Below are 436 nucleotides of genomic sequence, written 5' to 3'. Positions count from 1 at the left end.
AAGCTCTTCTTTAGCACGAGATAAGTTGTGCGATACCATTGTACTTGTAGACATTTGGTTTGCTTCGTATAAATCAGCAAGGCCAGCAGTGTCGTTGTTCGCTTTTAAACGTGCAACACCACGATTGCTTAATGCAAACGATGTAAGTTGGCGTACTTTAAATTTAGGGCCATCTGCGTCTTTTAAAAGCGCAATTGCTTGTGTACAAATTGTTTCAGCTTCTGCATAATTTTTTGACTTAACATTCAGTGCACAGCTGTTAAATGATTGCTCAAGTGGCTGTGGCGCTGTTGCAGTTTCAATAACCATTAATTTGTAATCACTTGCATCAGCTACTGCAGCAGCTGAACATGTAAGTAGTGAGCTAAGAGCGATAGTTTTGATAAGTATTTTCATGGTCGTAGTCCTGTTATGCCAATTGTTTAAATTAGTGAGC

General features: G+C 39.2%; 1 protein-coding gene. It reads right to left on the bottom strand.

From position 1 onward, the window contains the following. Positions 1 to 396: hypothetical protein (locus P20495_RS21130; RefSeq protein WP_033016501.1), on the bottom strand; the 396-nt coding region annotated here is incomplete at its 3' end. Positions 397 to 436: the final 40 nt, after the last annotated feature.

This window comes from Pseudoalteromonas sp. BSi20495, assembly GCF_000241185.1.
In the GTDB taxonomy this organism is placed as follows: Bacteria; Pseudomonadota; Gammaproteobacteria; order Enterobacterales; family Alteromonadaceae; genus Pseudoalteromonas; species Pseudoalteromonas fuliginea.
This window is presented reverse-complemented; position numbering and strand designations above follow the sequence as displayed.